The 7,723-nt window shown below is 48.0% G+C and carries 5 protein-coding genes, 1 pseudogene and 2 riboswitches; of the genes and pseudogenes, 1 reads left to right on the top strand and 5 read right to left on the bottom strand.

Annotation, left to right across the window (positions count from 1 at the left end; all coding sequences use genetic code 11):
• Both QEZ41_RS06185 and QEZ41_RS06180 read right to left on the bottom strand, forming a co-directional pair.
• A pseudogene (locus QEZ41_RS06185) lies at positions 1–91 on the bottom strand (hypothetical protein); the annotation flags it as partial.
• Between the two features lie 131 nt (positions 92–222).
• The gene (locus QEZ41_RS06180; RefSeq protein WP_289410528.1) at positions 223–846 is read right to left on the bottom strand and encodes a trimeric intracellular cation channel family protein; all 624 of its coding nucleotides are present in this window, start codon (positions 844–846) and stop codon (positions 223–225) included.
• A gap of 21 nt (positions 847–867) precedes the next feature.
• A riboswitch (glycine riboswitch) is annotated at positions 868–962 on the bottom strand.
• Positions 963–1,052, bottom strand: a riboswitch (glycine riboswitch).
• A 118-nt stretch (positions 1,053–1,170) separates the two neighbouring features.
• Between QEZ41_RS06180 and gdhA the strand changes: the two genes are divergently transcribed.
• Positions 1,171–2,508: an NADP-specific glutamate dehydrogenase gene (gene gdhA / locus QEZ41_RS06175; protein ID WP_289410524.1), complete on the top strand. Its 1,338-nt coding sequence runs from the start codon at positions 1,171–1,173 to the stop codon at positions 2,506–2,508.
• Positions 2,509–2,613: 105 nt separating this feature from the next.
• On the opposite strand, the gene pdxA is transcribed toward gdhA, so the two are convergent.
• The 3 genes from pdxA to QEZ41_RS06160 are packed head-to-tail and all read right to left on the bottom strand — an operon-like array spanning position 2,614 to position 7,674.
• Complete coding sequence (pdxA, locus tag QEZ41_RS06170; protein ID WP_289410527.1) at positions 2,614–3,603, bottom strand: 4-hydroxythreonine-4-phosphate dehydrogenase PdxA; 990 nt, start codon at positions 3,601–3,603, stop codon at positions 2,614–2,616.
• Complete coding sequence (locus QEZ41_RS06165) at positions 3,597–4,883, bottom strand: peptidylprolyl isomerase (RefSeq protein ID WP_289410523.1); 1,287 nt, start codon at positions 4,881–4,883, stop codon at positions 3,597–3,599. The genes pdxA and QEZ41_RS06165 overlap by 7 nt, the downstream gene beginning before the upstream one ends.
• The gene (locus tag QEZ41_RS06160) at positions 4,873–7,674 is read right to left on the bottom strand and encodes an LPS-assembly protein LptD (protein ID WP_289410522.1); all 2,802 of its coding nucleotides are present in this window, start codon (positions 7,672–7,674) and stop codon (positions 4,873–4,875) included. Before QEZ41_RS06160 ends, QEZ41_RS06165 begins: the two co-directional genes overlap by 11 nt.
• Positions 7,675–7,723: the final 49 nt, after the last annotated feature.

Below are 7,723 nucleotides of genomic sequence, written 5' to 3'. Positions count from 1 at the left end.
CCTCTACTATAGCGTCCGTTACGGCGTCTATGTTTTTCATATTAAGGGCTGCAACGCATATGCGCCCTGTAGACACCACGTAGATGGCAAATAGTATGTTAACGCTCCTTTTTGCTGCTAAATAACTTAACCGTAATTTTTAGACATTAAAAAGTTTTAAGTGTGCGGTTTATTGTAATTTAGATAACGGAAATGATGCTGCTCATGTCGAGTTGCTATGATTTAGTCATTCCAGCGCCCAGGTGAGTAGGAGAATACAGGTAGAGACCACTTCCATTTTAAGGCAGATAAACGCAGGGTGAGGCCAAAAACAAAGGAAATGAGCAGGTTGATGTTTTCATTCACCTGCAAGTAAATAAGCCCCAAGTATAAAATAGCGACCATAAACGACACGCTGGCGTATAGCTCGTGACGAAGGACTTGTGGAGTGCGGTTACACATGATGTCGCGCAAGATGCCACCAAAAATACCTGTGGTCATGCCTGCCATAAGGACAACGGTGAGGTGGTAATCCAGTTTTATAGCGATATTGCAGCCAATGATGGTGAAAGCCACTAAGCCCATTGAGTCGACAAGTAAAAACAGGCGGTTTAGCCGGCGCATATACTTAGCAATCACTACTGTGAACATGCCAGCACCGATGGTGAGGTAGATGTAAAGTGGGTGTTGAGTCCAGGTAACAGGGTAGTTGCCTAACAGCATGTCGCGCACTGTGCCACCGCCTAGAGCTGTTAGAAAGGCGACGAAGGCAACGCCAAACAAGTCCATATTGCGCCGCCCAGCAGCTAGTGCTCCGGACATGGCTTCAGCGGTAATGGCTATAACGAAGATATAGGAAAGCATCAGAAAGCACCTGCAGTCTGTAATGCCCCTCCCTCTGTCCTGTTACCTGAGAGTTTATGCAGCAATGCTGCTTGCCCCTTCGGTGGGTTGTCGAGCAACCGCTCTCCAGTTGGCGTATTAATGGTAGTGCAGTACATGAGCCTGAGCGTTTATGGGAGTTTGCGCCTTCGGCGGGTGCGTTTATGTCACCGCTCTCCTGCGTGCGAAAGTATAGTTTTTTTTCACGGGACTAGCTAGTCGACTTGTAGCAATTTACAATAGCCCCATCATTATTTGCGCAGATGTAACTACAAGAGTAGTTGGCGTCTTCGTGCTCAGGAACTATTTATGTCTTACTCCCTCGATACCTTTCTTAATGATATTAAACAGCGCGATCCAGAACAGCCTGAATTCCATCAGGCGGTGGAGGAAGTGTTGCGTTCATTATGGCCTTTTTTACAGGAAAACCCGCGCTATATGCAGGCGGGTATTATTGAACGTATGGTTGAACCGGAAAGGGTGATTCTATTTCGTGTGCCTTGGGTAGACGATGCGGGTAAGGTGCATGTGAATCGCGGTTATCGCGTACAAATGAACAGCGCGATAGGACCTTACAAGGGTGGGATTCGTTTTCATCCTTCGGTAAACCTTGGCGTACTTAAGTTCTTGGCTTTTGAGCAAGTATTTAAGAACTCGCTAACGTCACTACCTATGGGTGGTGGTAAGGGTGGTGCGGACTTTGACCCTAAGGGTAAGTCTGAGCAAGAAGTGATGCGCTTCTGTCAGTCCTTTATGAATGAACTTTATCGCCATATTGGGCAACACTTGGATGTCCCCGCTGGGGATATTGGTGTGGGTGCGCGCGAAGTGGGTTATATGTTTGGTCAGTACAAACGTCTAGCCAATGAGTTTACTTCAGTATTTACCGGCAAAGGCATGACCTATGGCGGTAGTTTGATTCGTCCTGAAGCGACTGGTTATGGCTGTGTCTACTTTGCTGAGCAAATGCTCAAGAGTATCAAGCGCCGTTTTGAAGGCCAGCGTGTGGCAATCTCGGGCTCAGGTAACGTAGCTCAGTATGCAGCGCAAAAAGTTATTGAACTGGGTGGAAAGGTGGTTTCGTTATCGGACTCTGGTGGCACTATCTATATGCCAAAGGGAATGACTAGCGAGCAGTGGTCGTATTTGATGGACTTGAAAACCGTGCGTCGTGGACGTATTGAAGAGATGGCGAAGGAATTTGGGACGCAATTTTTGGCTGGACAACGTCCTTGGGGGCTTGAGTGTGATATCGCTATGCCTTGCGCAACGCAAAATGAGCTGAACGTTGATGATGCACGGACCCTGATTAAAAATGGTTGTATCTGTGTTGCTGAGGGCGCCAATATGCCCTCTACGCTGGCGGCGATTGATTTGTTTCAGGACTCTGGCATCTTATATGCGCCGGGTAAGGCTTCTAACGCGGGTGGGGTTGCTGTCAGTGGTTTGGAGATGACGCAAAACGCTATGCGCTTACTGTGGACGGACGGGGAGGTGGACGCTAAGTTGCATAGTATTATGCAAGGCATTCATGCGGCCTGCGTTAACTACGGCAAAGAAAACGACAGGGTTAACTATGTTAAAGGTGCTAATACGGCGGGATTTGTAAAAGTAGCTGATGCTATGTTAGCGCAGGGTATTGTCTAGCGGGTTTACAGGTAATAACACTATAAAAAAGCAGCAGTCATTTAAATTTGTACTGCTGCTTTTTTTATTACGTGATAAGACTAAGGGTTGTACAGCAAGATTGCTTTAAACGTTGGCTGCCGCTATTTGGTAGGCGGTGACTAAAGCAATTTGCAAGCTGCCTGTATCGATCTCGCCAGTACCCGCTAAGTCGAGCGCCGTACCATGGTCTACGGATGTGCGAATAATAGGCATGCCTAACGATATATTCACGGCTGAACCAAAACCTTTGTGTTTCAGTACGGGTAGGCCTTGATCATGGTACATCGCTAAAACAGCGTCGCATTGCTTTAGATTGTTGGGTGTGAACACGCTATCAGCAGGTAGTGGACCAACGAGGTCCATTCCTTCTTTACGGAGACGTTCCAGCGTTGGCGCAATAATATCTAGCTCTTCACGACCGAGATGCCCGTCTTCACCTGCGTGCGGATTTAAGCCGCAGACAATGATACGCGGATTCTTAATACCAAATTTTCTGCTCAAATCATGGTGCAAAATACGGGTAACACTTTCTATGCGTTCTGTAGTAATGGCATCAGCAACTTCACGCAGCGGTAGGTGAGTGGTAACTAGAGCTACGCGTAACCCGTGAGTTGCCAGCATCATCACCACCTGAGGTGAGTGAGTAAGCTCTTGTAAAAACTCAGTATGCCCAGAAAAGGGTACACCGGCTTGGTTGATGACGCCCTTGTGCGCGGGGGCAGTTATCATGGCGCTAAATAAGCCATCTATGCAGCCTTGTCCTGCTCGGGTCAAGGTTTCTAGTACATAAGGAGCGTTGGCGGTATTTAGTTGTCCGGCAACTGCAGGCTCATACAGTGGCGTGTGCCATACATAGAGTGACTGCTCAGGGGAGGGTAACTCAGGTAAGTTGTCTGGGTTTACTTCAATGATGTTTAATGGCAGGTCTAGTTGCTGAGCACGCTGTTTAAGTAATTCTGTATCGCTGATTACTATTACAGGATAGGGCTGGGCCTCTTGAGCTAAGAAAACGCACAAGTCAGGACCAATCCCTGCTGGCTCACCTGGGGTTAATGCAAAGCGCAGTGTCATAATTCTTTAATCTCCACGTAGGCTTCGTCACGAATTTCACGTAGCCATATTTGCAACTCTTCTTCATATTTGCGGTTATGAATAAGGTTCAGAGCTTGTTGCTCACGCAACTCTTGACTGCTGTCAGTAATACGGCGATCCAGTACTTGTAGGACATGCCAACCGAACTGGCTTTCAAAAGGTTTGGATAGCTCACCTATAGCTGTATTGGCCATAACTGAGCGGAAAGCAGGTACTAGGTTTTGTGGGTCAGTCCAGTTGAGGTCGCCACCCTGCAATGCAGAGCCAGGGTCTTCGGAGTATTGTTTTGCCAGTTGTGCGAAATCTTCGCCACTGTTAATTCGCTCGTACAGGCGTTGTGCTAACTGCTGTGTTGCGGCTGGACTACGAATTTCGCTTGGTTTGAGCAGTATATGCCGTACGTGTACTTCATCACGCATGCTGTTATCTGTGCCCTGTTTGTCGAGTAGCTTTAAAATAATGATACCGCCGGCAGTACGCAGGGGTTCAGTAACGTCACCGATACTCATTTGGCTAACCATGGTATCAAAGGGCGGCGGCAGCTGACCTGCTTTACGCCAGCCCATATCCCCACCTTCAAGCGCATTTTCGCTGGCTGAGTAGCTCATAGCCAGCTGCTGGAAGTCCGCACCTTCGTGTAAACGTTTTTGCACGAGCTCTACTTTTTGTTCAACCTCAGCAATTTCGTCTGCGCTTGGGCTGTCTGATAGAGGGATGAGAATGTTGGCTAAACGGTAGTCTTCAGCCAACTGCATTTTGCCCAGGGTGGAATTGAGGAAGTTTCTCACCTCCTGTTCGGTTACTTGGACTCGTTCGGCGACTCTATACTGGCGTACACGGTTGATGATAATTTCGTTGCGAATTTGCTCACGCACATCGGCTTCTGATAAACCGTCTTGGCGCAACATGTTTAAAAAATCAGGCACTGTGGTTTGATTGCGCTGCGCGAGGCTGGCAATAGACTCATTAAGCTCATCATCTGCAATACGAATACCGGAGCGCTCACCAATTTGTAGCTGTAACTCATCCAGGATCATGCGGTCGAGGACTTGTTGGCGCAGCATGTCTTCGGGAGGCAGCTCAGCGTTGCGGATACTGATATTTTTACGCACTTCCTGTAAACGCTTTTCGAACTGACTGTGCATAATGATGCCGTCATCTACGATAGCGACAATACGGTCTAGGGGTTGTTCTGCGGCGTAGCTTAAGCCTGCGGCACATAGCAGGCCCAGGCATAGTGTTTTGAGTGACTTAGTAAGCATTGTCTTCTCGTCGTTGATAACCAGGGATGCCTTCATCAAGGAAGGTACTAACTTTATTGCCTGTGATACCGCCCAGGCTTTTTAGGATGATTTGCAAGAATACACCGCGATCAGGGCGGCGGTTGTCTTCAGGGGACATGGTCCGCTCGTCATAGTCTACCCAATAACGGCTGACGAGGCGTACTTTCCAACAGCAATTATTGTACTCAAAACCGCCAAGAGCTTCTAAAGTTTGGCTGCGGTTGTAGTCAAATTGCCAGCGGGCAATGGCGTTCCAGCGGGTAAAGATAGGCCACATTATCGAAGCATCGGTTTGTTCAACTTTGTAGAAATCTTTGTAAACTTGGCCTGTAGTTGTGTTGGTGTAATCGCCGCTGCCAGTGACATAACGGCCTAGTTTTTCATCAAAATAGACCCCATCGTTTGTATAACGGTAACCAAAGTTAAGGATTTTATTGAGATTATCTTCAGGCTGGTAGTTAAACATCATACTACCGGAGCGTGGACTGTGGGTTTCAGGATCCCAAGTATAGTTTGCGTTGAGCTTCCAGTCCTGATTGAAGCGATACATATACTGCGCAGCATAGGGAGAGCGCTTGCTAGTATTGCGCTCGTGCATTTTGTAATCGTTTTTATTAGCAGCATCCAGCATAACTTTGCGGTCACTGAAGTAATACGCTTGACCTACTGAAGCCTGTTGCCGTTCAAAACCGGTGTCTTCTAGCCAACGGTAGGTAAGACCCAAAGAAACATGGTTGCTATCACCGATACGATCGCGTCCGGTAAAACGATTGTCGCGAAACAAAGATGAGTAGCTAAAGGAACTTTCGCCAGTATTAAATAAAGGCAGATCAATTTGGTCGGTGTAGGGCACATAAAGATAGAACAGGCGCGGTTCTATAGTTTGCGTGTAGTTTTTACCAAACAACTCTGTTGGGCGATCAAAGTACAGACCGCTGTCTAGGCTATAAATGGGTAGGCTGCGACTCGGTGCGCTTTTAAATGTGCGGCCTGCTCCTATCGTTTGCTTGCCCGTCTTATCAAGCTCTAAATCATACTTGGTGTAAGCGAACTTAACGCTGGGCTTAATAAAGCCCCACATCCAATCCATAGGCATACTGAGTGCGGGTTCAATGTGCGTACGATTACCCACGGCACGGTTAAGGCCTTTAAGGTGCTCATCTTGCCAGGGGTGAAAATCACCATCACGGTCACGGTACTTACCGTTTTTCAATGAGCGGTCAAAGCGTACCCACTCGGTTTGATAGCTCAGTTCAAGGCCGGCCAGCTCACCAGGGACACGACCGTTAAGCGTGAGCTGTGGAAGCTTATCGTAGGGTGTGATATCGGAGATATTGGCGCGCTCATAAGCATGCACGCTTAGGTTGGCAGAAAAGCTGTCGCCGCGCCATGTCAGGCCCGCCCGCTGATCTACAGTGCTGTCAGATGAGGCGATAATGTTTGAAGACAAGTCTTGGAAGTAATAAGGATCACTGATGTCGGTGTAATCCACTTCAGCCAGCAGGCGGGAGTTAAATCCGTGTTGATGCTGCCAATTCAGCATCCAGCGGTCTTTTTTATACTCAGATTGAAGTTTGCGTTCTGTTTCGCTGTCGTTGCCCAGCCATGCAGCGCCAAGCTGACCCTCACTTTGCTTGGTGAGATAACGGAACTCAGCCTCAGTTAACAAACCTCGTTTACTGATGTAATTGGGATACAGGGTGGCATCGTAGTTTGGTGCAAGGTTGATGTAGTAGGGCGTGGTGATATCAGCCCCCTTGCGGCGGCTATAACTGATGCTGGGCGGTAAAAAACCTGACAGGCGTCGATCATCGATAGGGAATTGAACATAAGGCGTATACAAAACCGGTATGTTTTTGACTCTGAGAGTGGCATTGGTTGCCGTGCCAAAACCTGTTTCTTGGTTTAAAGTAATATTATTGCTCTGCAGATGCCAGTCGTTTTTGCTGGGTGCGCAGCTGGTATAACTGCCGGATTTCAAGCGGATAATGCCGTCTTCATTGCGCTTAATGTATTCAGCACCGCCGCGTGTTTTTTTGCTATGCACAACGTATTCGGTATTATCAATCTGCGCCTCACCCGTATCAAGTTGGATTCGTGCTTGGTCGCCCACCATCAAAATATCTTGGTCACGCAAGCGCACCTGCCCGGTTAGGGTGCCTAGGTTGTTAAGCTGATCCAGCTCGCCGTATTCAGCCTCTGCTTGCAAGCTGGCTTGGCGGATAATGATGTCACCTGTTAATACGGTTAGTTGCGTGTTTTGCTCGTGGCGTGAATTGATCGCATTAACATATATGGGAGCTTGCTTGAATGGGGTTGTGTCGTCTTTGCCTAAACGTAATGGCTCTATATATGTGCCGCCACAATAGGGCGAAATTTCCGCCAGCTGCTCACCAGTAAGGCTCTCGCGTGGTACCCAGTCAAGATGAGAATAATCTGAGCTGCGCGAGTTGAGGGCATAGCCTTTTGCTTGTGCCGCTTGTTTGGTAGAGGCTTTTGCCTTTCTTGCAGTGGTCGTAACAGGAGCGGTAGCTGTTTTTTTACTCGTAGAGGTAGCTGTTTTGCTTGTAGCCGGCTCACTAATAGGTGTTGGTCGTGGCACCGAGCGTGGCTTTTCTTGTGTTGTACAGATCCATTGTCCGCCAGCGCCTACAGCGCAGCTGTATTGACTATCGGCTTGTGCGCTGATCATGCTTAATGGGTATAAGGCAAAGAAAACACCTAGGGCTAATGCATTGGGTTTAAGATGATGAGGTAGCTGAGCAGCCATTATACGTATATCCATTCTTGCCGAGTGATTCTACAGAAAGCCTGATTGC

The sequence above is a fragment of the Thiopseudomonas acetoxidans genome, from assembly GCF_030362935.1.
Classification (GTDB): domain Bacteria; phylum Pseudomonadota; class Gammaproteobacteria; order Pseudomonadales; family Pseudomonadaceae; genus Thiopseudomonas; species Thiopseudomonas acetoxidans.
The sequence above is the reverse complement of the archived record's forward strand: the minus strand, read 5'-3'. Positions and strand labels throughout refer to the sequence as shown.